Origin of the sequence: Geobacillus sp. Y412MC52 (genome assembly GCF_000174795.2) — a bacterium.
Taxonomy (GTDB): Bacteria; Bacillota; Bacilli; order Bacillales; family Anoxybacillaceae; genus Geobacillus; species Geobacillus thermoleovorans.
The window spans coordinates 2,531,801-2,557,227 of sequence record NC_014915.1 but is presented as its reverse complement, the minus strand read 5'-3'; the positions used below and the strand labels follow the sequence as shown (position 1 = coordinate 2,557,227).

At 53.4% G+C, this 25,427-nt stretch carries 27 protein-coding genes and 1 pseudogene; 19 read left to right on the top strand and 9 right to left on the bottom strand.

Translation table 11 applies throughout. The features are described 5' to 3' along the window. Positions 1-6 precede the first annotated feature (6 nt). Both ispG and GYMC52_RS12545 read right to left on the bottom strand, forming a co-directional pair. Complete coding sequence (gene ispG, locus GYMC52_RS12550) at positions 7-1,131, bottom strand: flavodoxin-dependent (E)-4-hydroxy-3-methylbut-2-enyl-diphosphate synthase (RefSeq protein ID WP_012820524.1); 1,125 nt, start codon at positions 1,129-1,131, stop codon at positions 7-9. Positions 1,132-1,213: 82 nt separating this feature from the next. After that, positions 1,214-1,528, bottom strand: a complete 315-nt coding sequence (locus GYMC52_RS12545; protein ID WP_012820525.1) for a LysM peptidoglycan-binding domain-containing protein — start codon at positions 1,526-1,528, stop codon at positions 1,214-1,216. Positions 1,529-1,827: 299 nt separating this feature from the next. On the opposite strand from GYMC52_RS12545, the gene GYMC52_RS12535 reads away from it, so the two are divergent. The 3 genes from GYMC52_RS12535 to pstA all read left to right on the top strand — a co-directional run bounded on the left by GYMC52_RS12535 (position 1,828) and on the right by pstA (position 4,596). Further along, positions 1,828-2,718 carry a phosphate ABC transporter substrate-binding protein PstS family protein gene (locus tag GYMC52_RS12535; RefSeq protein ID WP_012820526.1) on the top strand — a complete coding sequence of 297 codons (891 nt, stop codon included), beginning with the start codon at positions 1,828-1,830 and terminating at the stop codon, positions 2,716-2,718. Between the two features lie 65 nt (positions 2,719-2,783). After that, complete coding sequence (pstC, locus tag GYMC52_RS12530) at positions 2,784-3,671, top strand: phosphate ABC transporter permease subunit PstC (protein WP_041468712.1); 888 nt, start codon at positions 2,784-2,786, stop codon at positions 3,669-3,671. A 1-nt stretch (position 3,672) separates the two neighbouring features. Next, positions 3,673-4,596: a phosphate ABC transporter permease PstA gene (gene pstA, locus GYMC52_RS12525; RefSeq protein WP_011231941.1), complete on the top strand. Its 924-nt coding sequence runs from the start codon at positions 3,673-3,675 to the stop codon at positions 4,594-4,596. Between the two features lie 38 nt (positions 4,597-4,634). Here pstA and GYMC52_RS12520 read toward each other — a convergent pair whose 3' ends face one another. Then, positions 4,635-5,408 carry a DUF1189 domain-containing protein gene (locus tag GYMC52_RS12520; RefSeq protein WP_033006581.1) on the bottom strand — a complete coding sequence of 258 codons (774 nt, stop codon included), beginning with the start codon at positions 5,406-5,408 and terminating at the stop codon, positions 4,635-4,637. 288 nt (positions 5,409-5,696) lie between these two features. Between GYMC52_RS12520 and sodA the strand changes: the two genes are divergently transcribed. Continuing rightward, positions 5,697-6,311: a superoxide dismutase SodA gene (gene sodA, locus GYMC52_RS12515; RefSeq protein WP_011231937.1), complete on the top strand. Its 615-nt coding sequence runs from the start codon at positions 5,697-5,699 to the stop codon at positions 6,309-6,311. A gap of 142 nt (positions 6,312-6,453) precedes the next feature. Continuing rightward, positions 6,454-6,579 (top strand): annotated as a pseudogene (locus tag GYMC52_RS20040) (MFS transporter); the annotation flags it as partial. A gap of 128 nt (positions 6,580-6,707) precedes the next feature. On the opposite strand, the gene GYMC52_RS12505 reads toward GYMC52_RS20040, so the two are convergent. After that, complete coding sequence (locus GYMC52_RS12505) at positions 6,708-8,366, bottom strand: IS1634 family transposase (protein WP_012820529.1); 1,659 nt, start codon at positions 8,364-8,366, stop codon at positions 6,708-6,710. A 48-nt stretch (positions 8,367-8,414) separates the two neighbouring features. On the opposite strand from GYMC52_RS12505, the gene GYMC52_RS12500 reads away from it, so the two are divergent. From GYMC52_RS12500 to pstB, 3 genes are all read left to right on the top strand, one after another. Next, positions 8,415-9,638 (top strand): MFS transporter, encoded by a 1,224-nt coding sequence (locus tag GYMC52_RS12500; RefSeq protein ID WP_230982770.1) that lies wholly within the window; start codon positions 8,415-8,417, stop codon positions 9,636-9,638. Between the two features lie 72 nt (positions 9,639-9,710). After that, a complete protein-coding gene (locus tag GYMC52_RS12495) occupies positions 9,711-11,825 on the top strand; it encodes a peptidoglycan D,D-transpeptidase FtsI family protein (RefSeq protein ID WP_012820531.1) in 2,115 nt (704 codons plus the stop codon). Between the two features lie 331 nt (positions 11,826-12,156). Beyond that, complete coding sequence (pstB, locus tag GYMC52_RS12490; protein ID WP_119878022.1) at positions 12,157-12,966, top strand: phosphate ABC transporter ATP-binding protein PstB; 810 nt, start codon at positions 12,157-12,159, stop codon at positions 12,964-12,966. A 140-nt stretch (positions 12,967-13,106) separates the two neighbouring features. On the opposite strand, the gene GYMC52_RS12485 is transcribed toward pstB, so the two are convergent. Together GYMC52_RS12485 and GYMC52_RS12480 are read right to left on the bottom strand one after the other, a co-directional pair. Beyond that, positions 13,107-13,556 carry an endolytic transglycosylase MltG gene (locus tag GYMC52_RS12485; protein ID WP_012820533.1) on the bottom strand — a complete coding sequence of 150 codons (450 nt, stop codon included), beginning with the start codon at positions 13,554-13,556 and terminating at the stop codon, positions 13,107-13,109. Further along, positions 13,553-13,903, bottom strand: coding sequence for a sigma factor-like helix-turn-helix DNA-binding protein (locus GYMC52_RS12480; protein ID WP_012820534.1), 351 nt, complete (start codon positions 13,901-13,903; stop codon positions 13,553-13,555). The genes GYMC52_RS12485 and GYMC52_RS12480 overlap by 4 nt, the downstream gene beginning before the upstream one ends. Positions 13,904-14,062: 159 nt before the next feature. On the opposite strand from GYMC52_RS12480, the gene rpmG reads away from it, so the two are divergent. The 5 genes from rpmG (at position 14,063) to GYMC52_RS12455 (ending at position 17,192) form a co-directional block, all read left to right on the top strand. Further along, positions 14,063-14,212 carry a 50S ribosomal protein L33 gene (rpmG, locus tag GYMC52_RS12475; RefSeq protein ID WP_011231931.1) on the top strand — a complete coding sequence of 50 codons (150 nt, stop codon included), beginning with the start codon at positions 14,063-14,065 and terminating at the stop codon, positions 14,210-14,212. A 53-nt stretch (positions 14,213-14,265) separates the two neighbouring features. Next, entirely contained in the window at positions 14,266-14,838 is a 573-nt protein-coding gene (locus tag GYMC52_RS12470; protein ID WP_012820535.1) for a 5-formyltetrahydrofolate cyclo-ligase, read from the top strand. After that, the gene (locus GYMC52_RS12465) at positions 14,828-15,601 is read left to right on the top strand and encodes a DUF92 domain-containing protein (RefSeq protein WP_012820536.1); all 774 of its coding nucleotides are present in this window, start codon (positions 14,828-14,830) and stop codon (positions 15,599-15,601) included. Before GYMC52_RS12470 ends, GYMC52_RS12465 begins: the two co-directional genes overlap by 11 nt. A 75-nt stretch (positions 15,602-15,676) precedes the next feature. Beyond that, positions 15,677-15,856 carry a hypothetical protein gene (locus GYMC52_RS12460; RefSeq protein WP_012820537.1) on the top strand — a complete coding sequence of 60 codons (180 nt, stop codon included), beginning with the start codon at positions 15,677-15,679 and terminating at the stop codon, positions 15,854-15,856. 175 nt (positions 15,857-16,031) lie between these two features. Continuing rightward, positions 16,032-17,192, top strand: a complete 1,161-nt coding sequence (locus tag GYMC52_RS12455; RefSeq protein WP_012820538.1) for a rhomboid family intramembrane serine protease — start codon at positions 16,032-16,034, stop codon at positions 17,190-17,192. A 50-nt stretch (positions 17,193-17,242) separates the two neighbouring features. Here GYMC52_RS12455 and GYMC52_RS12450 read toward each other — a convergent pair whose 3' ends face one another. Further along, positions 17,243-18,106 carry a hypothetical protein gene (locus GYMC52_RS12450; RefSeq protein WP_012820539.1) on the bottom strand — a complete coding sequence of 288 codons (864 nt, stop codon included), beginning with the start codon at positions 18,104-18,106 and terminating at the stop codon, positions 17,243-17,245. 125 nt (positions 18,107-18,231) lie between these two features. On the opposite strand from GYMC52_RS12450, the gene GYMC52_RS12445 reads away from it, so the two are divergent. The 4 genes from GYMC52_RS12445 (at position 18,232) to GYMC52_RS12430 (ending at position 22,310) form a co-directional block, all read left to right on the top strand. After that, a complete protein-coding gene (locus GYMC52_RS12445; protein WP_012820540.1) occupies positions 18,232-19,695 on the top strand; it encodes a spore germination protein in 1,464 nt (487 codons plus the stop codon). A gap of 94 nt (positions 19,696-19,789) precedes the next feature. Continuing rightward, positions 19,790-20,002 carry a YqgQ family protein gene (locus GYMC52_RS12440; RefSeq protein ID WP_012820541.1) on the top strand — a complete coding sequence of 71 codons (213 nt, stop codon included), beginning with the start codon at positions 19,790-19,792 and terminating at the stop codon, positions 20,000-20,002. Between the two features lie 7 nt (positions 20,003-20,009). Then, a complete protein-coding gene (locus GYMC52_RS12435; RefSeq protein ID WP_012820542.1) occupies positions 20,010-20,963 on the top strand; it encodes an ROK family glucokinase in 954 nt (317 codons plus the stop codon). Positions 20,964-21,149: 186 nt separating this feature from the next. Continuing rightward, complete coding sequence (locus tag GYMC52_RS12430) at positions 21,150-22,310, top strand: M14 family metallopeptidase (protein WP_012820543.1); 1,161 nt, start codon at positions 21,150-21,152, stop codon at positions 22,308-22,310. A gap of 35 nt (positions 22,311-22,345) precedes the next feature. Here the strand turns inward: GYMC52_RS12430 and GYMC52_RS18205 are convergent, their stop codons facing one another. Further along, entirely contained in the window at positions 22,346-22,522 is a 177-nt protein-coding gene (locus GYMC52_RS18205) for a DUF2759 domain-containing protein (RefSeq protein ID WP_011231921.1), read from the bottom strand. A gap of 168 nt (positions 22,523-22,690) precedes the next feature. Between GYMC52_RS18205 and GYMC52_RS12420 the strand changes: the two genes are divergently transcribed. Together GYMC52_RS12420 and GYMC52_RS12415 are read left to right on the top strand one after the other, a co-directional pair. Beyond that, positions 22,691-23,323 (top strand): MBL fold metallo-hydrolase, encoded by a 633-nt coding sequence (locus tag GYMC52_RS12420; protein ID WP_012820544.1) that lies wholly within the window; start codon positions 22,691-22,693, stop codon positions 23,321-23,323. A 321-nt stretch (positions 23,324-23,644) separates the two neighbouring features. Continuing rightward, positions 23,645-24,778: a class I SAM-dependent methyltransferase gene (locus GYMC52_RS12415; RefSeq protein ID WP_012820545.1), complete on the top strand. Its 1,134-nt coding sequence runs from the start codon at positions 23,645-23,647 to the stop codon at positions 24,776-24,778. 83 nt (positions 24,779-24,861) lie between these two features. Here GYMC52_RS12415 and GYMC52_RS12410 read toward each other — a convergent pair whose 3' ends face one another. Then, positions 24,862-25,104, bottom strand: a complete 243-nt coding sequence (locus GYMC52_RS12410; RefSeq protein ID WP_008879854.1) for a DUF2626 family protein — start codon at positions 25,102-25,104, stop codon at positions 24,862-24,864. Between the last annotated feature and the right edge of the window lie 323 nt (positions 25,105-25,427).

Below are 25,427 nucleotides of genomic sequence, written 5' to 3'. Positions count from 1 at the left end.
TTCCGCTCATTGGGCGGAGCTGCCTTTCAGAGCGGCTTTGTTTTCCTTTTGCTTTGCAAAGTATTCTTCCGCCAGCTTGTCGATTTCTTTTTTCAGCTCTTCCACCATTTGCTCTTCGGGTACTTTTCGGACGATTTTGCCGTGGCGGAACAACAAGCCTTCGCCACGGGCGCCGGCAATGCCGATGTCGGCTTCCCGTGCTTCCCCTGGTCCATTGACGGCGCATCCGAGCACAGCGACTTTGATCGGCGCTTGAATTTTGGCGATATAGTCCTCGATTTCATTGGCGATGCTGATCAAATCGATCTCAATCCGCCCGCACGTCGGGCAGGAAATGAGCGTCGCCGCATTGGAAGCGAGTCCGAACGTTTTTAAAATTTCGCGCGCCACTTTTACCTCTTCAACCGGGTCGGCGCTTAACGAAACGCGGATCGTATTGCCGATGCCTTTGCTTAAAATGGCGCCGAGTCCAACCGCGCTTTTGATCGTGCCGGAAAAAAGCGTTCCCGCTTCGGTGATGCCGACATGGAGCGGGTAGTCGAACGTGCGCGCCGCTTTTTCGTACGCTTCAATGGCGAGGCGTACGTCGGACGCCTTTAACGAAACGATAATATCGTGAAAATCAAGTTCTTCTAAAATGCGGATATGATATAAGGCGCTCTCAACCATGCCGTCGGCTGTTGGATATCCATATTTTTCCAAAATGCGTTTTTCCAGCGATCCGGCGTTGACGCCGATGCGAATCGGCACGCCGCGCTCTTTCGCCGCTTTCACGACCGCTTCGACTTTTTCGCGGCGCCCGATGTTGCCTGGATTGATGCGGATTTTATCGACGCCGCCTTCGATCGCTTTCAGCGCCAATTTATAGTCAAAGTGGATGTCGGCGACAAGCGGGATGTTGATTCGCTTTTTGATTTCCGGTATGGCCTCAGCCGCCCGCTCGTCCGGGCAGGCGACGCGGACGATTTGGCACCCCGCTTCCTCGAGGCGGTGGATTTGCGCCACCGTCGCTTCGACATCGTGCGTTTTTGTCGTCGTCATGCTTTGAATGATGACTTCGTTGCTGCCGCCGATTGTCAGCGGACCGACGCGGACCGGCCGAGTCTTTGAACGATGGATGATTTCACCCACGGGAATTCGCTCCTTTAACATTCAAGTCGCTTTCTGCATTATTGTAACAGTGCCATCCGCCGTTTGACAAGCGATTCGCCGGTTAGCGATAGATCGGCACTTTATAAGTTTTCCCGATTTTTAATGTTTGCGCATGTTCGCCTGGATTTAACCGTTCAAAATCACGGATCAGCTGCTCGAGCGGAACGGGCAATGGACCGTTGAGTTCTTTCTCGATGATGGACAACAACGTATCGCCAGGGCGAATGGTCACCGTCCGGTACGGGATGGCCGCCTGTTTCGACTGGACAACGGCTGCCGCTGTTTCAGATGAAGGGTGAAGCGTTCCGATGGCAAGGTCGCGGTAAACGATATAACTGGAAAGAAAGAGAAGCAGGAGAAAAATGAATTTTTTCATGACGCTTCCTCCGCATGCGTATATCTATTTCATATGTATGCTTGTCCAGCGAAAATATGTCTTCCTTAGCAAGGTCGTTGAGTTCATGAGGAAAACACTTCAACAAAAGAATGTCTCCAATTTGAAAAACGGCATCACCGTTCTTCTTTGCCTTCAAGGCTCGCTTGACGGCTTTTTGAACATATTCCTGTTTTTTGTCTTTACAGAAACTTAACAACTGCTTTATAAGGGCCTAACAATGTCTCGCTACAATGGTCTTGTACGTTGAAAGTACGAAAACAAAACGGGGGGATTTCTGAATGTGGAGCAAACGAGTCAAATTGGGATTGGCCGCCTTGTTGATGACCGGCGTTTTGGCCGGCTGCGGGCAGACTGAAAAGAACAACGCGGGCGGCAATGAAGGAACAGCAAAGAAAGAAGAAACCTACTCCGGCACCATTGCACTAGCGGGATCTACAGCGCTTCAGCCGCTGGCAGAGGAAGCGGCAAACGCGTTTATGGAAAAGTATCCGGACGTATCGATCACCGTTCAAGGCGGCGGCAGCGGTACGGGCGTCAACCAAGTGGCAGCCGGCGCCGTGCAAATCGGCAACTCGGATGTGCCGGCGGCGGAGAAGCTGGACGACAAAACGAAAGCGTCAGAGCTTGTTGACCATAAAGTGGCCGGCATCGCCTTTGCGATTGTGGTCAACGACGATGTGAAGGTCGATAATTTAACGACGAAGCAAATTCAAGATATTTTCAGCGGAAAGATTAAAAACTGGAAAGAAGTCGGCGGACCAGATGAAGCCATTCACGTGATCAACCGTCCGGCGTCATCGGGTACGCGGGCGACATTTGAGAAAACGATCATGAAAGGCGTAAAAATCGATGATTCCATCGGTACGGTGCAAGATTCGAACGGAGCGGTCGAACAGGCGATCAACTCGACGCCGGGCGCTGTCAGCTATGTAGCCATGTCGTATTTAATCGGGGAAAAGAAAAACTTGAAAACGGTCAAAATTGACGGCGCGGAACCGACGGTGGAAAACATCCGCACGGAAAAGTACCCGTTTTGGTCGTATGAATACATGATTACCAAAGGGGAAGCGAAGGAAGAAGTGCGAGCGTTTATCGACTTTGTCAAGAGCGAAGAATTTGCGCCGACCGTTAAAAAGATGGGGTATATCCCGATGACGGAATTGGAGTAGAGAAGGGCGGAAGGCCGGCTCGTTAGGCCGGCCTTTGACAATGGAGGGATGAAGCCATGCAACAAATGCATACGAAACGGCGGAATCGCTGGCTTGAAGAGTACATCGGCCGCACGTTTGCGGTCATCTGCGGCTGGCTGATCGTTCTGATTACGGTGACGATGATCATCTTCTTAGCGGTAAAGGGAATTCAGTCCTTTACGGACAGCGGTCTCTCGCTTTCCGACATGTTGCTTTCGGCGCAATGGGATCCAAACGGCACGCCGCCGAAGTATGGGGCGCTCATTTTTATTGTTGGCTCGATGCTCGTCTCGCTTGGCGCTTTGTTGATCAGTGCGCCGATCGCGTTGGCGTTGGCGATTTTCATGAACTTTATCGCTCCCAAATGGTTCGTTTCGTTGCTCAAGCCGGTGCTGGAGCTGCTTGTCGGCATTCCGTCGGTGGTGTATGGCTGGCTTGGGGTGACGATTCTCGTTCCGCTCTTGCGCGAATGGTTCGGAGGCTCCGGCTTTAGTCTGCTTGCGGGGATCATCGTCCTTAGTATGATGATTTTGCCGACCATCACCAGCATTGCGGCCGACGCCTTGGCCAATGTCCCGATGACGTATATGGAAGCATCATACGGGCTTGGCTCTACGCGTTGGCAGGCCATTTCCCGCGTCATCGTTCCGGCGGCGAAAGCCGGGATTGCCACCGGCGTCGTTCTCGGCTTGGCGCGGGCGTTTGGCGAGGCGCTTGCCGTGCAGATGGTGATCGGCAATACGATTAAGCTGCCTTCAGGCCTTGACAGCCCGACGGCGACGTTAACAAGTGTATTGACGATGGATATGGCGAATACGATCAACGGAACACCATGGAACAACGCGTTATGGACATTGGCGCTCATTTTGCTCTTGATCTCGTTTTTCTTCATTGCCGTGATCCGTTTGGTCGGCCCGAGAAAGGAGCGATAAGATGACAGCGCGAATGATCGATAAAGTTTGGACAGGCATTTTCTATGCGGTGGCTGCTGCAGTCATCGGGTTGCTCATGTTCTTTTTTGCCGTTGTGTTGTCGAAAGGAGCGGGGTTTTGGCAACCTGAGTTTCTGTTCGGACGGCCGAGCAATACGCAAGCGGGCGGCGGCATTGGTCCGCAGCTCATCAATTCATTTTATATGTTGGTTGTGACATTGCTTTTGTCGGTTCCGCTTTCGTTGGGAGCTGGAATTTATTTGGCCGAATACGCCAAACAAGGGCGGATCGTCGGGTTCATTCGCCTTTGCTTGGAAACGATGGCATCATTGCCGTCGATTGTCGTCGGGTTGTTTGGATTGTTGGCGTTTGTCACCTTGACGGGTTGGGGCTATACGCTGCTCGGCGGAGCGTTAGCCGTCACGATCATCAATTTGCCTGGATTGACGCGCATTTGCGAAACGGCGATTTTGGATGTTCCAGCCAACATTAAAGAGGGGAGTCTTGCCCTTGGAGCGACGCGTTGGCAGACGTTGGTCAAAGCGGTGCTTCCGGCCGCCATCCCGCAAATTGTCACCGGCGTCATTTTATCGGCTGGGCGCATTTTCGGCGAAGCGGCTGTTTTCATTTATACCGCTGGGCTGACGACTCCGATGCTTCGTTGGGATGCGGATTGGGGCAGCCAGGCCAACCCGCTGAACGTGTTCCGGCCGGCCGAAACGCTGACGGTGCATATTTGGAAATTGAATTCGGAAGGCATTGTCCCAGACGCAAAGCTGATCGCGGCCAAATCGGCGGCTGTATTGATGGTGGCCGTTCTTTTATTCAATTTGGCCGCACGGCTCGCTTCTTCCTTGCTTGCGCGGCATTTCTCCGGGGGGCGGCGCGCGCGTCGAGGACGAGGAGAAAGAAGCAAAGCAGCGTAAGCACAAAAAAAGCTGTCCTGCATCAACAGGCAGCTTTTTTATATTTCCCGTTTGGCTGATGGCACTTCCTTGACGGCCAAAAAGAGAACGACAAGCGAAACGAACCAATGGATCAACGCGCCGTAGGGCACGACCGCTTGCACCGTTTCCATCACGGTGAAAAAGACGGTCGACAGCGTAATGGCGTAAGCCGACATCACCCATGTATGGCGGTAGCGCAGCGTTTTGTCGAGCACTCCGGCAAGAATCAGGCCGAAAAAGGCAAAGATGCACACGCTGATGAATTTCCCGGCGCAGGCGAGCACGTATAAAACGAGCCCAAAAAGCGGGATGAGGACAGGGAGAAGCGACTGAAGACCGGCGATGAACGCGCGAACGTCTTCGTCGGTAATGGTCACATCCGGAAACGTGGCATAGCTGTAATGCTGCGCCTGATGGCCGGCGACGAGCACGGCTTCATGCTTCAAGAGCGCGATGGCGTTCGGAAACTGCTCGACGTTCTCACTCGTCACTTTGCCGGTGCTGTCAAAAATGATCGTAAATCCGCCTTGATCAATATGAATCGGCGTGGCCGCCTCCGAGTGAAGTTCGCCGTTTTCAATCGAAAACGGCGGCAACTCGTTATTCAATAAGGCGCTCGTTGTGCGGATGCCTTCCATAAGCGACGAGGAGACATAGTAAAACGTCGGAAGAATGGACAACAACGTCAGCAAAAACAAATAACCGATCGTTTTCCCAATTCCCTGAAATCGAAAGCGGGCGATGTCTTTTGGAGAATATAAGCTTTTCCACAGTTGGACGAATACGTTCATCGCAGACACACCTTTCTTTGTCTCCTTTTCCATTGTAGCCGGGAAAGAGGAAGAATTCAACTTGAGACAAAGAAAAAGCGGGCATCTTCCCGCTTTAGTCAGAAGGCAAATGAAAGGTTTCAAGCAAGAACTTGTCATTATGAAGAAACGGTCAACGGTGTGTTGAAAATATGTAAACAAAAAGCGAGGACAAGCAAATCGATTGAAACATTGTGCCAACTTTGGTAAGCTAATCTCAAGCGAACGCGTTGGCGTTCGTGTACATAAACCAAAAAGGAGGAGATCGGTATGCCATTTGAATTGCCAGCATTGCCGTATCCGTACGATGCGCTTGAGCCGCACATCGACAAAGAAACGATGAACATTCACCACACGAAGCACCATAACACATACGTTACAAATTTGAATGCGGCGCTTGAAGGGCATCCGGATTTGCAAAACAAATCGCTCGAAGAATTGCTCAGCAATTTGGAAGCCCTTCCGGAAAGCATTCGCACGGCGGTGCGCAACAACGGCGGCGGTCATGCGAACCACTCGCTTTTCTGGACGATTTTGTCGCCAAATGGCGGCGGTGAGCCGACGGGTGAGCTGGCTGAGGCGATCAACAAAAAATTCGGCAGCTTCACCGCGTTTAAAGACGAGTTTTCGAAAGCAGCGGCCGGCCGTTTCGGTTCCGGCTGGGCATGGCTTGTCGTGAACAACGGCGAGCTGGAAATTACGAGCACGCCGAACCAAGACTCGCCGATCATGGAAGGCAAAACGCCGATTCTCGGCTTGGACGTTTGGGAGCATGCGTACTACTTGAAATACCAAAACCGCCGTCCGGAATACATTGCCGCATTCTGGAACATTGTCAACTGGGACGAAGTGGCGAAACGGTACAGCGAAGCGAAAGCGAAGTAATCAACAAAGCGGGGCGAAACAAAACGCCCCGCTTTTTTTAGCGACGGAGGGTGCAGGCAAAGGAAGCGGTTTTCTTCGCGCCGGGTGCATAGCCATAGCGGAAATGGCCACACTACCGGATAGATGAAAAGGGGAGTTTGCAATGGCATTTTTCCAAAAACTAACCGGCCAAGAACAAGTGAACCGCGACCTGTTGCTTTTGCTTTGCATCGGTGGGTTTTATGCGCTCGGTGTTTCCCTGTCGAACACGTTTGTCAACATTTATTTACTCACATTTCGCACCCTAACAAGGTCAAAACAAAGGATTTTTTATTTAGTTTTTCAGAATAACTTTTTGACCAACACAACGAGCGATGGCAATCCTTTTTTTACCATCGCTAGTCGTTCTGTATCATGTTAGACGTAGATGCTCTCATCCATGCCCAATCCCTGCAGAATCCTTCGCTGATCCGGGTTGAGGGAGCGATCCAGTGCGCGTTGGATGCGCCCGTCTGGCAGCTCCAGCAGGATGACGTTCACATATTGAAACAGCTGAAAAATCGCCTGTCCCGTTGGCCGGGTCAGCTTGCGGCCTCCCGCGCCCTTTAACGGGCGTTCTGGTGTGATGAACTGACGCACCCGGCGCTGAAAAACGCGGTAAATCGCCAAGGCCAAGAGAAATAGATAGCCCAATACGGCGACCCGTTCTGGTTTTTTGACATAAATCTCATCCGTGAAAAACGGATCTTTCAAAAACGCGAAGTTCATTTCCACCGAGATTTGCCCTTTATACAGCTTCAAGATCTCTTGGGCATCCATTTGTTGGCCCTTCCATTCCTTCGGAACGGTCGTGACGAGGACAAACCGGGACGCTTTCCGTCTTGCCTGTTCCCATGCCGGTTGGTCGAATTCGACGTTTAGGCGAAGGGTGTACAGCGTCTCCGTCTCGGGTTCCGCCCCTTTTTTCGGCCGTCCGCGCCGTTTTTTCGGACGCACGATCTCTTCGACCGCGGCCTCCACTCGATGAAACCGAGGGCGAAGGGACGCCTTGAGGGACGTCAAGGCTTGTTCGGCGTCTTCGCGGCAGGAGAAGGGGTGGCGCTCCCAACGGACTTGTTCCTCGCGAAGAAGCTCCGCTTCTTTGACCCGCTCTTTTTCGAGCGTTTTTCCTTTGCGCTGGTCGAGCGCGCTCGATTCGACGACGATCAGCCGAACCGGGTGGCCTTCATAGGTCGCGGCCGTTTCCCATACCCGGTACGTGGCGCCGTTTCTCTCCGCTAGGGTAAAGGGTTCGCTCCACGGGATGTGAGGCGAATCGGCCTCCGCGAGCGCCTGTTTCACGATTCGAAGCGACGAAGGGCCTCTGGTGATCAAAAAGGCACGGGCGGCTTTTGTCTGCGCCAAGGTGTCTTTCGTCATCGCGGCGGAATCGGCCACGTAAATCCATTCGTCGTCGATCTTGGCTTGTTTGAACTGTTCGTGGATCCGCGACAGCACCTCAGGATTCCACGCCTTATCCGATAGATTGCCGTCATGCACATCGCCGTAAAACGGGATGCCATCCTCGTTGCCGACCAGCCCGAAGCCGATCTGTTTTTGCCAACGGTGATGGCGGTTATAGCCATGTGTGATCTGCAAAGCCTCTAATGAGGCCGATTCATACGCTCCGTAAACAGTTTTGTCTGTCGTATCGGCGTGAAAGGCTCGGAGGGAAAGGCCTTCTTTGCGATAAATGTGAATCAAGCAAGTGCTGATGACCTTGTGAATATCGGCCTCATACAAGCGGTCGAGATGACGGGCCAAGGCATCGTCGTTCAACCAGGAAGGATGGAGACCGGGACGGATGAGTTTCTCCAGATCGATCTCCTGAGCCCATCGTTCTAAGTGAACCAGGGCTTGCCGGCCGTCAAATAGATTGTAAAGGATGGCCTGAACGGCATCGCTGACTCGCGTTTGGCACTGTGGATCGACGGGCACAAGATGGTCAATCAAGTGGGGGATGTCGAGTTTTTTGACTAGAACACTTATTATATTCAAATAACCATTACGATAGACCCCTTTGACTTTCACATTCATGAGAGAAAAACTCCTTTACGTTCCTTGTGTGTCAAGGATTCATTCGACATCGGAACAAAAAATCCTCCCGATTTTCGTCGGAAGGGTGCGAAATGTGAGTATTTATGGAAACAGACCGGCGATTTCCGCGACTTGGCGCTATACAATTTGGCGATTGTCACGATGCAGCCGCTGACGTTTATTTTCGCCGGCCGGATGGCAAAACAAATTGACCGCATTCTCGTTTTGCGGCTTGGCGTGTCGTGTTTAGCCGTTTTTTTTGTCACCGTTTTATTGGTCGGCTCTCGCGCCCATCAATATTTGCTTTTTCTCGGTGCGCTGCTCGGCGTCGGCTATGGTTTTTATTGGCTGGCATTTAACGTGTTGACATTTGAAATTACCGAACCGGAGACACGCGACTTTTTTAACGGTTTTTTCGGGGTGTTGACCTCATCAGCCGGCATGATCGGGCCGATTGTCGCCGGCTATATGATTTCATCGCTCGCCGGTGCGAAAGGGTATACGTTGGTTTTTTCGCTGTCGCTCGGCTTGTTTCTTGTCGCTGTGCTGCTCAGCTTTTTCTTGAAGCGCCGCGCGGCCGCGGGGAAATATTTGTTCGTCCGCATTTTAAAGGAGCGGAATGAAAACCGGAACTGGCGGCTCATTACGAATGCCCACTTTTTTCAAGGATTGCGCGAAGGCACGTTTGTGTTTATCATTTCCGTGCTTGTGTACGTCACTTCTGGAAGTGAATGGGCGCTCGGCAAATTCGGGCTTGTCAACTCGTTTACATCGTTTGTCGCCTATTATGCCGTCTCCCGGCTGATCAAGCGTGAATATCGGATGAAAGCGATTTTGCTGGGAGGAGCGCTGCTATATGGGGCGATTTTTTTGATCGTTTTCCATCCGACCTATCCGCGCCTCATTCTTTATGCCATCACGATCGCCATTGCGTATCCATTGCTGCTTGTTCCGTATTCCTCCTTGACGTTTGACGTCATCGGAAAGAGCTGGAAATCGGCCGAGGCGCGCGTCGAATACATCGTTGTCCGCGAATTGTTTTTAAACGCTGGACGGGTGGCGTCGATTTTAGCCTTTTTGACGGCTGTGGCGCTCTTTGGCGAAGAAGCTGGCATCCGCGTGCTTATGTTTGTGTGCGGAGCCGGGCATTTGGTGATTTATTGGTTTGTCCGCCGCATTCGCTTCACCGATGGCTGTTCAGAGCGCGGCCGGCGCGAGCGGCTTTTGCTTCGGCCGAAGCTGGCCGGCGAACGAGGCCGTTCGCCGGTGTGAGGGGCCAAGTTTTTCCCTAGCCATGCCCGCCTTTTTCTTTTACAATAGGGGGAGGGAAAGGAGGACCGGGGGATGAAACGGAAAAAGCGGGCGCAAGTGCCGATTCGGTTAAACATTTTGTTCTTCTTTGTTTTTTTGTTGTTTTCAGCGCTGATTTTGCGCCTTGGCGTCGTGCAGATCGTCTACGGTGAAGATTATCGGCGCGAAGTGGAGCGAACGCAGGATGAAATCGTCAGCACGCCGGTGCCGCGCGGCAAAATTTACGATCGGTTCGGCCGCGTGATCGTCGACAATACGCCGGAAAAGGCGATTACGTACACGCGCTCCAAAACGACTCAGCCGGAAGAAATATTGGACGTAGCAAGGAAACTCGCCCAATACATCGACATTCCCGATGCAGAGAAAAAAGTGACGGAGCGCGATATGAAAGATTATTGGATTTTGACCCATCCGGAAGAAGCCAAAAAGAAAGTGAGCGAACAAGAACGGAAAAAGCTCGCTGACCAAGGGCTGACACAAAAAGAGATCGACAAAAAGGTGTACGAATGGACGCTTGACCGCATCACCAAGCAAGATTTGGCGCAAATTTCGAAGTCGGAGCTTGAAGTGATCGCCATTAAACATGAGATGGAGAGCGGCTACGCCTTGACGCCGCAAACGGTCAAAAGCAAAGGAGTGACCGACCGCGAATATGCGGTCGTCAGCGAGCATTTGAGCGAGTTGCCCGGCGTCAATACGACGGTGGATTGGGACCGGAAATACGTCTATGACAATACATTCCGCTCTGTGCTCGGCAGTGTGACGGAAGAAGATGAAGGCGTCCCGCGTGAACGGCTCGATTACTTTTTAGCCCGCGACTACAGCCGCAACGACCGCGTCGGCAAAAGCTATTTGGAGATGCAGTATGAAGAAGTGCTGCACGGCAAAAAGGCAAAAGTGAAAAACGTTGTCGACAAATCGGGCAATGTCATCTCGGTTGAGCAAGTGTATCCAGGCGAGCGCGGCAAAGATCTCGTGTTGACCATCGATGCTGAATTGCAGCAAAAAGTCGAAGAGATCATTCAGCAGGAGATTTTGGCGACGAAGCGCAAAGGCCGGTCGCCGCTCTTGGACCGGGCGTTTGTCGTCATGATGAACCCGAAGACGGGCGAAGTGTTGGCGATGGCCGGCAAGCTTCTTCAAGACGGCAAATTTGTCGACTTTGCCATCGGCAACATCACGTCCGCCTATGCGATGGGATCGGCGGTGAAAGGGGCGACCGTTCTCACCGGCTTTCAAACCGGGGTGCTTCATCCGAATACGTATATAAAGGACGAGCCGCTGTATATTAAAGGAACCCCGGTGAAAAAATCATGGAAGACGATGGGGACGATCAACGAACTGACGGCGCTCAAGCAGTCGTCGAACGTCTATATGTTCAAAACAGCGATCGCCATCGGGGGCGGTGTGTATCGTCCGCACGCGCCGCTTCGCATCAATCCAGAGGCATTTACGACGATTCGCCACTATTTCAGCCAATTCGGCCTTGGCGTGAAAACGGGCATCGATTTGCCGAACGAACTTAGCGGCTTCCAAGGACAAAGCACGCGCGGCGGATTTTTGCTTGACTTAGCCATCGGCCAGTACGATATGTATACGCCGATGCAGCTGGCGCAATACGTCTCGACGATCGCCAACGGCGGCTATCGGATGAAGCCGCAGCTTGTCAAAGAAATTCGTGAGCCGTCGGCTGACGGAAAAAAACTTGGCCGGATCATGAAACGGTTCGAACCGGTTGTGCTAAACCGGATTGATATGAAGACGGAATACATCAAGCGGGTGCAAGAAGGATTCCGCCGTGTGATGCAAGAGCCGGGCGGAACGGCGTATTCGTACTTTGCGAGTGCTTCGTACAAGCCGGCCGGCAAAACGGGGACGGCAGAGGCGTTTTACGATGGACCGATCCAAAGCCGACGGAATGATCCAACGTACAACTTGACGCTCGTTGGCTATGCGCCGTACAACGATCCAGAAGTGTCGTTCGCTGTTGTCGTTCCGTGGGCGACGCAAGGGAAGAGCGACGGGATTAATGACCGGATCGGCCGCCGCATTTTGGACGCCTATTTTGAATTGAAAGCGAAGCGAGCCGCTGAAGGCGGGAGCAGCTTCGATGCGCAAGGCGGCGCGGAGGCCGCCGATGCGCGCTGACAGGAAAGGCGCCTAGCCAGGCGCCTCTTTTTTTGCGCTTGCAAAAAAATGGCTCTTCACCAAAAGTTGTACTTGATTTTTTCTGAACATACCCTATTTACGCTTGGGAGGGAAAATCAGCACTTTTTGCATATCTTTGTGCCGGAAACCGTATTGCTTGTCAAGTGCATGTTGTGGTGAAGAGCCAAAAAAATGATGTTTGTTTACAAAAACTTTACATACCGTCCACACAGCGTTAACGATCGTTTTGTATGCTCATGATAGGAAAAACTCGATCTTCCGCTGCCAGTGAGGGCGGAAGGAAATGAAAGGAGTCACGCCGATGAGGACGATGGCGGTGGTGGAGCGCCGAAAAGAGGACATTCCTTCGGCCCAGTTGGTGAAAAAAGAGGTCGTTTACGAAACGAATGGACTGAACGTATGGTATGGCGAGCATCATGCGTTAAAACATATTCACCTGTCTTTTTATGAACGCGAGATTACGGCGATTATCGGCCCGTCAGGATGCGGCAAGTCAACCTATATCAAAACGCTCAATCGAATGATCGAGCTCATTCCAAACGTCCGGCTCGAAGGGGAGATTTTGTATCGCGGCCGCCGCATTTTTGACACGTCATACCCTGTTGAACAGCTGCGGACGCAAGTAGGCATGGTGTTTCAAAAGCCCAACCCGTTTCCAAAGTCGATTTATGACAACGTCGCCTATGGGCCGCGCATTCATGGGATCCGCGACCGGCGGCGGCTCGATGAGATCGTCGAAAAAAGCTTGCGCCAAGCGGCGCTTTGGGAGGAAGTCAAAGATCGGCTTCATGAAAATGCCCTCGGTTTATCGGGCGGCCAACAGCAGCGGCTGTGCATCGCCCGCTGTTTGGCTGTCGAGCCGGATGTCATTTTAATGGATGAGCCGACATCAGCGCTCGATCCGATTTCGACAGCGAAGGTCGAGGAGTTGATGGGCGAACTGAAAACAAAATACAGCATCATCATTGTCACGCATAATATGCAGCAGGCGGCCCGCATTTCTGATCGGACGGCGTTTTTCTTAAACGGAGAAGTGATTGAGTACGGCGAGACAAAAACGTTGTTTTCTCGTCCAGCTGATCAGCGGACGGCGGATTATATCGCCGGGCGGTTCGGATGATAAAAGCGGCCGGGCTGCGTCGGCAATGACGGACAAAAAGTTCGTTTCAAAAAAGATGTGTTTCTTTCAAAAAACGCTGTTTGATGCGCAGACACAGCCTTAAGAAAAGGTGTCCCGATCCTTTGGGACACCTTCTTTCGTTATGGTTCGGCAATCAAACGGCCGATGGCTGCGTAGTCCATATCGCTCTTCACGTTGTAGACGCCGGGGCGGATGGAGCGCGTCAGCCCATGTTGCTCCAAGTAGTCGTTGAAGGCGCGGGCGCTTTGAATGATGCCAGCCTCTTCAAGTTCGCGGGCAAAGGTCTCTGGCGTATCTCCTTTTTGAATAACGAGTCGATAGACGTAAACGGTTTGCCCTGATGGTTCGGACATCTGCTTGGACGCCGCTTTCGGAGCGGCGTTCGGCTGAGCGCTTCGGAGCCTGTCGTATTCCTCTTTCGCCACGGCGACAAGCCCATGCTGTTTGAGGAACGTCTTGATTTCCGCTTCCGTCGGTGCAGCCGGGGGTGAAGCGTAATACGAGGCGCCGATCAGTGCTGTCGATACAAGCAGCCCGAGGGCAAACGAACGCATGGATCGCTTGTTCATCGGCGCAACCTCCTTACCGCCCGCTCGACTTCCGCAACGGTCAGCCCCGTCTCACGGGCGATGTCTTCGAGCGGGAATCCTTGTTTATGCAAAAACAAGATGCGCCGATCGGCCGGCGACAATGATCCGCCAAGCCGCGGCGAAGCGGACCGTTGCCGCTCCGGAATGAGGAGCTCCTCCTCGATGACTTGCAGCCGCTTTTTGATCTGGTACGTTTCTTGCGCCAGGGAAACGGTCAAATGATCGATTTGTTCTTCGAGCGGTTTCAGTTCATCTTTCGCAAAAAAGGAAAGAACAAGGAGAATAATGGCTAGAGCTGCCAAAGCGATGATTGCGTATTCCACCACGTGCATCCCTCCCCTTTTCACTATACCATACCATTCTCTGCTTGTGGCGCTCTTATTGAACAAAGATGAAATTTAGAGGTGGAAATCGCCGAAGAAAAATGGTATCATAGAAAGGTCTGATTATATATAAAGTATAAAGCTCGTTTGGAGGGAAAAAAGATGCGCGTGAACATTACATTGGCATGCACAGAATGCGGCGAACGCAACTATATTACATCGAAAAATAAACGCAACAACCCAGAGCGTTTGGAATTGAAAAAATATTGCCCGCGCGATCGCAAAGTCACGTTGCACCGCGAAACGAAGTAAGCAGTGGGAAGATGATTCCTGCTGCTTTTTATCTTTATGGGAGGAAGGGGAAGATGATGGACGGCAAACAGGAATGGCGCCAGCGCATGTTGAATCAGCTTCGGCAGCTTAAAGCGGCAGAAAAAGAGATGTACGATCGGCAAATCGCCGCTCATTTATATCGGTGGCCATTATGGCAAACGGCGCGGACGATCGCCATGACGGTGTCGAGAGAGACGGAAGTCAACACCTTGTCGATCATTGAACAGGCGTGGCGGGAAGGAAAAACGATCGGCGTCCCGAAATGCGATCCAAGGGCGAAAACGATGTCCTTTCGGCGGCTTGAGTCGTTTTCCCAGCTCGAAAAAGCGTACGCCGGATTGTTTGAGCCGATTGAAAAGCAAACAACGCCGATCGACCGCGATGAGTTTGATCTCATCATGGTCCCGGGGGTCTGTTTTGCCAAAACCGGCTACCGGATCGGCTATGGCGGCGGGTATTACGACCGATATTTGCGGGGAGCTTCGGCGGTGACGGCAGCGCTGGCTTACTCCTTTCAAGTGATGGACGACATTCCGGCCGAGGAGCATGATGTGCCGGTGAAATTCATTATTACGGATCAAGGAGTTCTTCACTGTGAGCGATGAATGGTGGTATATCGCAGTCTCTGCCCTCGCCGCCGGCGGAGGATGGCTGTTGCGCTCGTTGTCCATATCAGGAGCGGCGGCAGCCGTTGTCATCGGCGCAGCGGTTGGATGCGGCTTTTCATGGGGCGGAATATGGGTGTTAGGCTGCTTTTTTGTCAGCTCCAGCTTCTTTAGCCACATCGGAAAGCAACGCAAGGCAAAACTGTCTGAAAAATTGGCGAAAGGCGGGCGGCGCGATGCCATCCAAGTGCTGGCCAATGGCGGGGTGCCGGCCGTGTTGGCGCTATTGGCCGCTGTCCGTCCCGACCCGATTTGGGATGATCTGTTTGTTGTCGCCGTCGCTGCAGCGAACGCTGATACGTGGGCGTCTGAAATCGGTTCTTTAAGCCCGTGGCCGCCTCGGGTTTGGCCGAGTTTTCGGCCGGTGGAAGCCGGCACCTCAGGGGCTGTGACGCTCCTTGGCACGGCTGCTTCGTTTGCCGGCGCACTGTTTATTGCGGCTGTTGGCGTGTTTTTTCTCGACGTCCGACCCGTTTTTACTCCTGCCTTTTTCGGTTGGCTCGGCAGCTGGTTTGATACGTGGCTTGGCGCGGCTTGGCAAGCGGCTTACCGCTGTCCGGCATGCGGGGCGACGACTGAGCGGAAACGGCATTGCGGGCAGGCGACCATTCATATGAAAGGCTGGCGGTGGCTTGACAATGATGCGGTGAACGTTCTTTCAGTCATCAGCGCGGTGCTGGCCGCCTTCGTGCTGGCGCGTTAGGCGCGCCCCGCTTCATATTTGGAGAGAAAAAGGGAAAAAGAATAACGAGCATGTCATATGATAGGAGGAACAACGATGAATAAATGGTCGTACTCGCTGCTTGTCGTTGCCGCTGGATGTCTTGCTTACCGCTATCGCTACCGAATGGCCGCCTTCGCATTGCGCGTTCCGCCGTTGCGAAAGCAACTTGTCCGATTTGCGCTCCACATTCCTCCTGTGCGCAACGCCCTTGTTTCGCAAATGTTGCGTCCATGATGCAATAGCGGTGAATCATTTTTGAAGAAGTCGGTTATGAAAAAAACCGGCCGCGGCGACCGGCGCCCGCCGGCCCATTCGCTCCGGTTTGCCGGACGGTCGATGAGTTGGCTTTGTTGCTGTTTGTCAGACTTGGCCTCGCCAGGGAAAGGGAGAGGAGAACGTGATTGGAACGATGGATGTACTGTTTTGGCAGCTTGTTCAGCGTTTGTCTCGCGGCGGCTACCGCATCGTACGGATGTCTGAGCAGGCCGATGAAGTATGGCTGGAATCAAACCATTGGCGTCGCCCAACACTCATCCGCCTCGTGCGCGCTGATTTTGATTGGAGCCGATCGTTGCGCCTTGATATGGAATATACATGGCAATTCGTTCAGCAAATGAGGGGATGGAATTTCAGCAAAGCGGGCCGAGTCATCAATGTTTATGTGATGGTGTATCCGCCGGTTGACGATTGGGAATTTCTTGTCGCCGAGCCGTTGCCGCTCTCTGGAGCGTCCGATGGCGTGCTTCATACGCTCCTCCTTCACAGCGGCAATATGGGGGACGTGCTGCCGCGGCTTGCGGAGATGACGGGTGTTGCGCTCCGTTTTGAGCCGCCTGTGGAAACGTCCGATCCGTTTGCTGCCGCCGAGCGCTTAAAGCGCGAGGTGGTCCGCGAATGGCGGCGCCGCCGTGAGGAGGAACGGCGCATTTTTGAGTATGGCAAGCCGATGTTCACCCGGCTGTTCATCGTCGTGCAGGTTGCGATGTTTTTGGTTCTCGAATGGAGCGGCGGGAGCACGAATCCGGATGTGTTGATCCACTACGGCGCCAAATTCAATCCGCTCATTGAGGCGGGAGAATGGTGGCGGCTGTTGACGCCGATGTTTTTGCATATTGGTTTTTTGCATCTGCTGACCAACACGCTCGCCTTGTATTATTTAGGGATCACGGTTGAGCGGCTGTACGGCTCGCTTCGCTTTTTGTTCATTTACGTAACGGCTGGATTTTTCGGAGCGCTGGCGAGTTTTTTGTTTACACCATCATTATCGGCCGGGGCGTCGGGAGCCATTTTCGGGCTGTTCGGGGCTCTTCTTTACTTCGGCACTGTCTACCGGCATTTATTTTTTCGAACGATGGGGATGAACGTCATCAGTTTAATCATCGTCAACCTGTTGTTTGGCCTGCTTGTTCCCGGCATCGACAACGCCGGCCATATCGGCGGACTGGTTGGCGGTTTTTTGGCGGCTGGCGTCGTTCATTTGCCAAAACACACCGCTTTAGGGCGGCAGGCGGGAGCGTTGGCGGTGTCGGCGTTGCTTGTCGCCGCTGGCTTATGGATCGGATTTCGGTAAACGCCCCCACTTCGCTTTGTTTGAAGTGGGAGGCCTCTTTTCGAAATGTGTTAAAGAAGTTGCACGAGCATCACTTTTTCCCCGGTTTTCGCTTCAATGAGAACGAAGAGCCTACTGTAATCTTTGCGAATGAGAATGAGAGGCATCGTGCTGCCGATTGGCGAGAGGATGGATCCATCCTCTTTTTTTATGCCAAGGATGTACGACTTGTACAATCCTTCCCAAAGACGGCCGATGACGGTTTGCGTTTTTGCCGTTGACAACCCCGGCAACGGTTGTTCCGTGTAGGCGACGAGCTCCGGCAAATAAAGGGCGTAATAATCTTTCTTTGACAAAGAAAAGTGGGTGAGCAGCTCGTCCGCTTTATGACGAAGAAATTCATTCGTGGCTTTGTTCAAGACGCGCTGCCATTCGCGCTCGTCATCTGTTCTTGGCCGCCGGAACGATGCGCGCGGATGGTACGGTGAGTCAATGACGTACAAATAGCTGCTTGACATCGTTTGGCTGCTTGTGATGTTCTCTCCTGTATGCAGCTCGCCGTGATGGAACGAGACGGCTTGAAAAAAGCGGCTGTCCCGCATCCGGACCGTCTTTTCCATGTCGATCGCATCCGTGTTCGTTTTCCATTTCGACAGCACATCGGCCAAGCGGCCATCGGCAAACAACAACGAGACGTCCTGACGCAAATAGGCGCGGCGGTTTAAAATGGAGGCGGCTGACCAGCGGAGCGCGTAGCGTCCGGGTTCATTGTCGCCCTCAAGCGCAAGCGATGTTTTCGCTTCGATGAACGCCGCTTCGCGATCAAGCGGGAAAAACTTGATCGTTTCAGCGGTCTGATCGTGCTCCCACAGCGAGGCGAGCGCGGCGGCAAGGAAAAAAGCAAGCGCCATGAAGGGGATCATCCATCGTTTCATGACATCCTCCCGGATTGGACAAGGTTTTCACCAATATATGCATCGCAAGGAACATTTATGTATGAATTTCCTCATGCTTGTCTATGATGGGGAGTATACAGTGCAAACGATGCAGGGGGATGACGATGGAGAAACAGATGCCCAAACGCCCGGCGTCCCGTCGCCTTCATGACAATGCATCCTATTTGGCCGAACGGCTTGGAGTCGGCAAGAGCCTCGATGTCATTCGCCTTGACGTCGAATATGGCGGCCGGGCGATGGCGTTGTTTATGATTGACGGATTTGTCAAAGACGATATTTTGCATTATTTGATGAGATATTTGTCCCGGCTTGAGGAACACGAACTGGACGTTCACCCGCTTGAGAAGCTCCTGAAAAAATATCTTCCGTACGTCGAGATCGGACAGACAGACGACTTGGAAGAAGCGGTCGCGATGGTGCTTGCTGGGCCGACGGCATTAGTCGTTGACGGCGTTGAGCGGATCATTTTGATTGACGCCCGCACGTATCCGGTGCGCGGGCCGCAAGAGCCGGATACGGAACGGGTCGTACGCGGGGCGCGCGACGGTTTTGTCGAGACGATCGTCTTTAACACCGCGCTCATCCGCCGCCGCGTCCGCGACCCTTCCTTGCGCATGGAGTACGTGCAGGTGGCGCGGCGCTCGAAGACCGATATTTGCATTTGCTATATCGAGGAAATAGCCGACCCAGAACTCGTTCGCCGCGTTCGGGAATCGATTACCGCCATTGACACAGACGGGCTGGTTATGGCTGAGAAAACGGTGGAAGAGTTTATTTCCGGCCGGCATTGGAATCCGTACCCGGTTGTCCGCTATACGGAACGCCCCGATACGGCAGCGGCCCATTTGTATGAAGGCCATGTGCTTGTGATCGTCGATGGATCGCCAAGTGTCATTATTACCCCGGCAACGTTTTGGCATCATTTGCAGCACGCTGAAGAGTACCGGAATAAGCCGATCGTCGGGGCGTATTTGCGGCTCGTCCGCTTTCTGGCCGTTTGGGCGTCGGTGTTTTTGCTGCCGCTTTGGTATTTGCTCATGATCGAGCCGGAACTGCTGCCGGATCCACTCCAGTTTTTGGGAAAGGCCAAATTGGGAGACATTCCGCTGTTTGCACAAATTTTGATGATTGAAATCGGGATGGATATGCTGCGAATGGCCGCCATTCATACACCGTCTTCGCTGGCGACCGCGCTCGGCCTCGTCGCTGCGCTTATGATTGGCGGCATCGCGGTGGAAGTTGGACTCTTTTCCAATGAAGTGATTTTGTATTTTTCTGTTACGGCCATCGGTACGTTTGCGACGCCCAGCTATGAAATGAGCTTGGCGAACCGGCTCGTCCGCATTGCCTTGCTCATTTTGTCGGGCCTGTTCGGCCTGTACGGTTATGTCATCGGCATCACCGTTTGGATTCTTGCCTTGGCGCGGATGACGTCATTTGGCGTTCCGTACTTATGGCCGTTCATCCCGTTCTCCTACCGAGCGATGCGCGACGTGCTCATCCGGTCGCCGATGCCGCTCAAAAACCGGCGGCCGGCGATTCTTCACCCGCGCGACCCTGACCGCTGACGCAGGTGCTGATTTTAGCGCCTGCGTTTTTTGTCTTGACGGCCGCGGCCGTTTGCCGCTACATTAAAAGAGGAAAAAAGGAGAATGAGTGGCCATGAAGACCGTATATGACGTTCAGCAGCTGTTGAAGCAGTTCGGCACGATCATTTACATGGGCGATCGGCTTGCTGATTTGGAGCTGATGGAAGAGGAAGTGAAAGAGCTGTACCAGTCCCAGCTGATCGATGCGAAACAGCTGCAAGCCGCTTTGTTTATTTTGCGGCAGGAAGCGCAAATGGAGCGGGAAAAACGGATGAAAAAAGGATGAGGATGCAATGGAACCATGGTTGGTAGGCATTGACCTCGGGGGCACGACAATCAAAATGGCGTTTGTCACCACCGAGGGTGACATCGTGCACAAATGGGAAATTCCGACGAACACCGCCAATCGCGGTGAGCATATCGTCGCTGACATTGCCCGATCGCTTGAAAAGACGCTCGGCCAGCTCGGCGGAGCGAAAGAGAGGCTGCTTGCCGCCGGCATCGGCGCCCCCGGACCGGTCGAAGAGGAAACCGGCATGTTGTATGAGACGGTCAATATAGGGTGGACGAATTATCCATTAAAGCAACGGCTGGAAGAGGCGACGGGGCTGCCCGTTTCGGTCGATAATGATGCCAATCTCGCCGCGCTTGGCGAAATGTGGAAAGGAGCAGGGGGAGGAGCGCGACATTTGTTGTTTGTGACGCTTGGCACCGGCGTTGGCGGCGGTGTGATTGCCAACGGAGCCATTGTGCGCGGCATAAACGGCGCCGGCGGAGAGATCGGACATATGACGATGATCCCTGATGGCGGCGCCCGTTGCAACTGCGGCAAAACCGGATGTTTGGAAACGATTGCGTCCGCCACCGGCATCGTGCGGATCGCCAAGGAGAAATTGACCGCAGATGAGCGTCCGAGTGAGCTTCGCAACGGGGATGTGACGGCCAAAGCGGTGTTTGACGCCGCCAAAGCGGGCGATGCGCTGGCATTGGAAGTGGTCGATGAAGCAACGTACTATCTTGGTTGGGCGTTGGCGAATGCCGCCAATGTGACGAACCCGGAGAAAATCGTGATCGGCGGCGGCGTGTCCAAGGCGGGTGACATGCTTGTCGAGCGCGTGGCCGCCCATTTCCGCCGCTTCGCGTTCCCGCGCGTCGCCGCTGGGGCGAAGCTTGTTTTAGCGACGCTTGGCAACGATGCCGGCGTCATCGGCGCCGCCTGGCTGGCGAAAGAGCTTGTCGGCGCGTAAACATACGGAAGGTGTCCCAAAAAGGTCGGGGCGCCTTTTCTTATTGTTGGATGATATATGAGATGGGAACGAACTTTGAAGAAGGAGATGTTTGCGAACATTCGTGCACTGCCGCCTGCCAGGCGCTCATTTTTTGCCGTCTGCCGACATATGTTAAGGTAAAGAAATGGGAAGGGGAGACGGCGCATGCACCTTCAAGCATGGCCCGGCGATACGTTTGAAACATATGGACGATGGTTTTCGGTGCCGACTGAACTGATCATCGATTCGAATCCGCATGTCAAAGAGGGATTGCGCCCTGGGCAGACCGTTGCCATCCCGGGATACGCGCCGATCGATACGTGGGAAGCGCTCGCTGACCGCCTATCGCTGCCGACGGAGGTGCTGCGGCGGCTGCCGGGGGCGATGGCGGTCATCAACGGAACAGCGCCGCTGCCGAAGCGGATTTCGTCCCCGATCGTCCGCAGCGTCCGTCCGTACGATTTTGCCGCTTTGATGGAGGATATCACCGCCCTCGTCTGTCGCTATCCGTTTGTGCGCCAGCGGACGATCGGCCATAGCGTTCTCGGCTTGCCGCTCGTTGAACTGCAAATCGGCCGCGGGCCGGTGCGCGTGCATATGAACGGATCATTCCACGCGAATGAGTGGATCACGACGGCCGTGATCATGGCGCTCATCGACGAGTACGCGAGGGCGTTGGTTAACGATGACGAGCTTGCCGGCCATCGGGTGCTTGATTATTACCGTAAAGTGACTCTTTCCGTTGTGCCGATGGTCAATCCCGACGGCGTCAATCTTGTGCTGAACGGCCCGCCGGAAGAAGAGCCGCATCGGAGCGAAGTCGTCTGCATCAACGGTGGATCGCTCGACTTTTCGCAATGGAAAGCGAACATCCGCGGCGTTGATTTAAACAATCAATTCCCAGCTAACTGGGAAATAGAACAGGCCCGCAAACCGCCGAAAGCGCCGGCACCGCGTGATTTTCCAGGATTCTCCCCGCTTACGGAGCCGGAGGCGAAAGCGATGGCGGCGCTCGCCGAGTCAGGCGATTTTGCGATGATCGTCGCGTTTCATACACAAGGCAAGGAAATTTATTGGGGATATGAAGGGTTCGAGCCGCCGGAGGCGAAGGCAACGGTTCAGGCGATGGCTGAAGCAAGCGGCTACCAGGCTGTTCGCTACATTGACAGCCATGCCGGCTACCGCGATTGGTTCATTCAAACGTGGAGACGGCGCGGTTACACGGTGGAGCTTGGTGAAGGCGTCAATCCGCTGCCACTTTCGCAGTTTGCTCAAATCTATCGCGACAGCCTCGGCCTGTTTTTAGCAGCGCTCAAAATGGCATAAAAAAACGCAAGAGGCATGATTGGCCTCTTGCGTTTTCAGTGCGTGCCGGTTGGAATGCCATGATGTAAAATGGTCATAATGGTAAACCAGCCGAATACGGCGGTAGTGGCAAGTCCAAACAAAAATCCGAGCACGTTTTTCTCGCGCAATGTACGGAGCATTCCATAAAGGGCAAGCAGCGTTACAAGTGCAAAAATAATGACCGTACCCATCGTTTTACCCCCTCATGAAACAGTATGTACAAACGTGTCCATTCTTTTTCATTGTAATCTTTTTTCCCCCATTTGTCGAGGTCCCTTTCTCTTTTCTCTTCCATCGCTTGAAAAAAAACAGTAAAATAAAGTTAAATATTGGACATGCCAAGAAAAGGAGGAGATCGTATGGAATGGACGCGCATCCCTGTCGGTCCGATTCAGGCCAACGCTTACTTGTTGTCGTCTGCAGACCGACAATGCCTGATCGTTGACCCCGGCGCGGAAGGCGCGGCGCTTGTCCGACGGATCGAGGAAAAAGGGCTGACCCCGTTGGCGATTTTGCTGACGCATGCGCATTTTGACCATATTGGCGGCATCCCGGACGTGCTTGCCCGCTGGGACATTCCAGTGTATGTGCACGAAAAGGAAAAACAATGGCTGCAAGATCCGGCATTGAATGGCTCGCTTTATTTCGGCGGTCCGGTTGCTGTCCGCTGCGAACCGACATGCCTGAAAGGACCGACGGCGCTGAACATTGGTCCGTTTGCGTTGGATGTCCGCGAAACGCCGGGTCATTCCCCGGGCAGCGTCTCGTATTATTGCAAACAAGCCAATATTGTGTTTTCCGGCGATGCGCTGTTTGCCGGCAGCATCGGACGCACGGATTTGCCAGGCGGCAACCATCAGCAGCTGTTGAAAAGCATTCATGACGAACTGCTTACGCTGCCGGAGGAAACGATCGTTCTTTCAGGCCATGGGCCAGAGACGACGATCGCCGCAGAGATGGATGCAAATCCGTTTTTGCATGGGTTTTCGTAAGAAAAAAGCCGTCTACGTCGGCTTCACACAAGCAATCCCCTCGGGCAAACGCAGGCGGCTCCTTTGGGCAAGGAAAAGCGCAACGGAAGGCCTCCTGGCGCCGGAACACACAAAAAAACCCTTCTTAGCCGCGCCAAGAAGGGTTTTTGGGGGATGTTCTATCCACAATAATGGGAGGGGATATAGTTAAGCTGCTACTATAACAATATATGATTATTTTCACTATGTCAACAGTAAAAAAAGTGAACGACTCCCACTTCACTTTGCTTGAGGCGGGAGCTTCTTTCGGAATGATGATGAAGACGGGGTAGAGAAATGGTGATGGGTCGATTGTATGAACAGATTGCCGCAGCGCCGGGCGGGCGGGTGTCGTACGCCGATTACATGCAGATGGCTCTGTACGACGAACGTTTCGGCTACTATATGCGAGAGCGGGCGAAAATCGGCAAGGAAGGCGATTTTTTTACGAACAGCTCATTCGCGCCGGTGTTTGGCAAAGCGCTTGCTTCGCTTTGGGTTCGGATGGTGGAACAGAGCGGCCTGCCGCCCGCTGTTTGCGAGTGGGGGGGCGGAGACGGAAGATTGGCGCTTTCGGTATTGGAAGAATGGAAGAAAAAAAGTCCACATACATACGACCGCTTGTCGTATACGATCATCGACCAAAGCCCGTTCCACCGCCGGCGCCAGCGGGAAACGCTTCAACCCGCAGCCGAGAAGGTGGAGCAATATGACGATGTCTCTCGCTGGCTGGCCGAGCGTGGGCCGTTTTCCGGCATTGTGTTTAGCAACGAATTTTTTGATGCATTTCCCGTTCACGTCATTGTAAAGGAAGGCGGCGTTTTGCACGAATGTTTTGTCGCCGCCCGCGATGGCCGGCTCGTTGAAGAAAAGGCGCCGCTTTGCCGTCCCGCTATTGTCCGCTATTTACATGAGCGCGGATTGGATCTTGCTGAAGGGCAAAGGCTTGAGGTGCCTCTCGCGATGAAGGCGTTTTGGCTCGAGGTTGGGACGCTGTTTCATCAGGCGGTGATGGTGACGATCGACTATGGCTATACGGACGAACAGCTGCGCGCCCCGGCGCGGCGGCATGGAAGCTTGCGCGGATATTTCCGTCATCAGCTTGTTGCCGACCCGCTTCGCCATCCGGGGGAGATGGACTTGACGAGCCATGTACAATGGGATGCGTTTCGCTTGTACGCCCGCCAGGCTGGGTGGGAGGAAGTGGCGTTCGTTCGCCAAGATCGGTTTTTGCTCGCGGCCGGCCTTTTGCATGAATGGAACGTTTCAGAAGCCGGCGATTTCTTTTCGCCGGCAAGCCGCCAAAATCGAATGATCCGCGCGCTGATCGCCGACGATGGCGTCAGCCGCTTTTTTGACGTGCTTATCTTGCAGAAAGGGATGAGTCTTGCCGCGCGCGACTTTTGGCCAGCGCCCGAGTTTTTGCCGGCCGATTAACGGCTTCCTTCGCCTATCTGCAATGGAGAAAAGAGGTTCCGGTCAAAGCGGCAAAAAAACAGGCAGGAGGTTCTGCCTGTTTTTTATTCGCCCATGCCGGGCACCATCATAAACGTCGTCCAATACGTAAACGCCGCGAAGAAGATCGTCAAATATGCCCCGAAAATGTAAATGTACATTCTTTCGGTCAGCTTTAAAAAGCCGAGGAACAGGAAAAACACCGTTTGCCCAAAGAAGATGAGCGACGTCGTATGCATGTGGCCGAGGTAAAACATGACAGCAAAAATGCCGGTCCAAAAGGCGAGCACGCGGAACATGCGATCCATTCTATATCCCTCCTTTGTTTGTGCAAACCATGGTCCTTACTTATTATAATGTACAATGATTGGGAATGTAAATAACGCTTTCGGACAAGTGGTAAGAAATGATGCCAATGCCGGCCGTTGCTTGCTCCAGACAAAAAAGAAGGAAGGAGGGACGCTGTCACGGACGGATGACGATGCGGTAGGCGCAGCGGTGGCTGCCTTCCATCATATTTTCCGTTTCCGTTACTTCAGCACCGGCAAACAGCGTCTCGACCATTCCTTCCAAAAAGGAGCATTCCCGTTAGGAGCTTTTCCGGGGGACTTGATCAAAAAAAGCCCTCTTG

Bases quoted from the DNA above. Each gene is read 5' to 3' on its own strand.
- GYMC52_RS12545 (WP_012820525.1), bottom strand. From the start codon at position 1,528: ATGAAAAAATTCATTTTTCTCCTGCTTCTCTTTCTTTCCAGTTATATC.
- GYMC52_RS12535 (WP_012820526.1), top strand. From the start codon at position 1,828: ATGTGGAGCAAACGAGTCAAATTGGGATTGGCCGCCTTGTTGATGACC.
- pstC (WP_041468712.1), top strand. From the start codon at position 2,784: ATGCATACGAAACGGCGGAATCGCTGGCTTGAAGAGTACATCGGCCGC.
- pstA (WP_011231941.1), top strand. From the start codon at position 3,673: ATGACAGCGCGAATGATCGATAAAGTTTGGACAGGCATTTTCTATGCG.
- GYMC52_RS12520 (WP_033006581.1), bottom strand. From the start codon at position 5,408: ATGAACGTATTCGTCCAACTGTGGAAAAGCTTATATTCTCCAAAAGAC.
- sodA (WP_011231937.1), top strand. From the start codon at position 5,697: ATGCCATTTGAATTGCCAGCATTGCCGTATCCGTACGATGCGCTTGAG.
- GYMC52_RS12505 (WP_012820529.1), bottom strand. From the start codon at position 8,366: ATGAATGTGAAAGTCAAAGGGGTCTATCGTAATGGTTATTTGAATATA.
- GYMC52_RS12495 (WP_012820531.1), top strand. From the start codon at position 9,711: ATGAAACGGAAAAAGCGGGCGCAAGTGCCGATTCGGTTAAACATTTTG.
- pstB (WP_119878022.1), top strand. From the start codon at position 12,157: ATGGCGGTGGTGGAGCGCCGAAAAGAGGACATTCCTTCGGCCCAGTTG.
- GYMC52_RS12485 (WP_012820533.1), bottom strand. From the start codon at position 13,556: ATGAACAAGCGATCCATGCGTTCGTTTGCCCTCGGGCTGCTTGTATCG.
- rpmG (WP_011231931.1), top strand. From the start codon at position 14,063: ATGCGCGTGAACATTACATTGGCATGCACAGAATGCGGCGAACGCAAC.
- GYMC52_RS12470 (WP_012820535.1), top strand. From the start codon at position 14,266: ATGATGGACGGCAAACAGGAATGGCGCCAGCGCATGTTGAATCAGCTT.
- GYMC52_RS12460 (WP_012820537.1), top strand. From the start codon at position 15,677: ATGAATAAATGGTCGTACTCGCTGCTTGTCGTTGCCGCTGGATGTCTT.
- GYMC52_RS12455 (WP_012820538.1), top strand. From the start codon at position 16,032: ATGGATGTACTGTTTTGGCAGCTTGTTCAGCGTTTGTCTCGCGGCGGC.
- GYMC52_RS12450 (WP_012820539.1), bottom strand. From the start codon at position 18,106: ATGAAACGATGGATGATCCCCTTCATGGCGCTTGCTTTTTTCCTTGCC.
- GYMC52_RS12445 (WP_012820540.1), top strand. From the start codon at position 18,232: ATGGAGAAACAGATGCCCAAACGCCCGGCGTCCCGTCGCCTTCATGAC.
- GYMC52_RS12440 (WP_012820541.1), top strand. From the start codon at position 19,790: ATGAAGACCGTATATGACGTTCAGCAGCTGTTGAAGCAGTTCGGCACG.
- GYMC52_RS12435 (WP_012820542.1), top strand. From the start codon at position 20,010: ATGGAACCATGGTTGGTAGGCATTGACCTCGGGGGCACGACAATCAAA.
- GYMC52_RS12430 (WP_012820543.1), top strand. From the start codon at position 21,150: ATGCACCTTCAAGCATGGCCCGGCGATACGTTTGAAACATATGGACGA.
- GYMC52_RS18205 (WP_011231921.1), bottom strand. From the start codon at position 22,522: ATGGGTACGGTCATTATTTTTGCACTTGTAACGCTGCTTGCCCTTTAT.
- GYMC52_RS12420 (WP_012820544.1), top strand. From the start codon at position 22,691: ATGGAATGGACGCGCATCCCTGTCGGTCCGATTCAGGCCAACGCTTAC.
- GYMC52_RS12415 (WP_012820545.1), top strand. From the start codon at position 23,645: ATGGGTCGATTGTATGAACAGATTGCCGCAGCGCCGGGCGGGCGGGTG.
- GYMC52_RS12410 (WP_008879854.1), bottom strand. From the start codon at position 25,104: ATGGATCGCATGTTCCGCGTGCTCGCCTTTTGGACCGGCATTTTTGCT.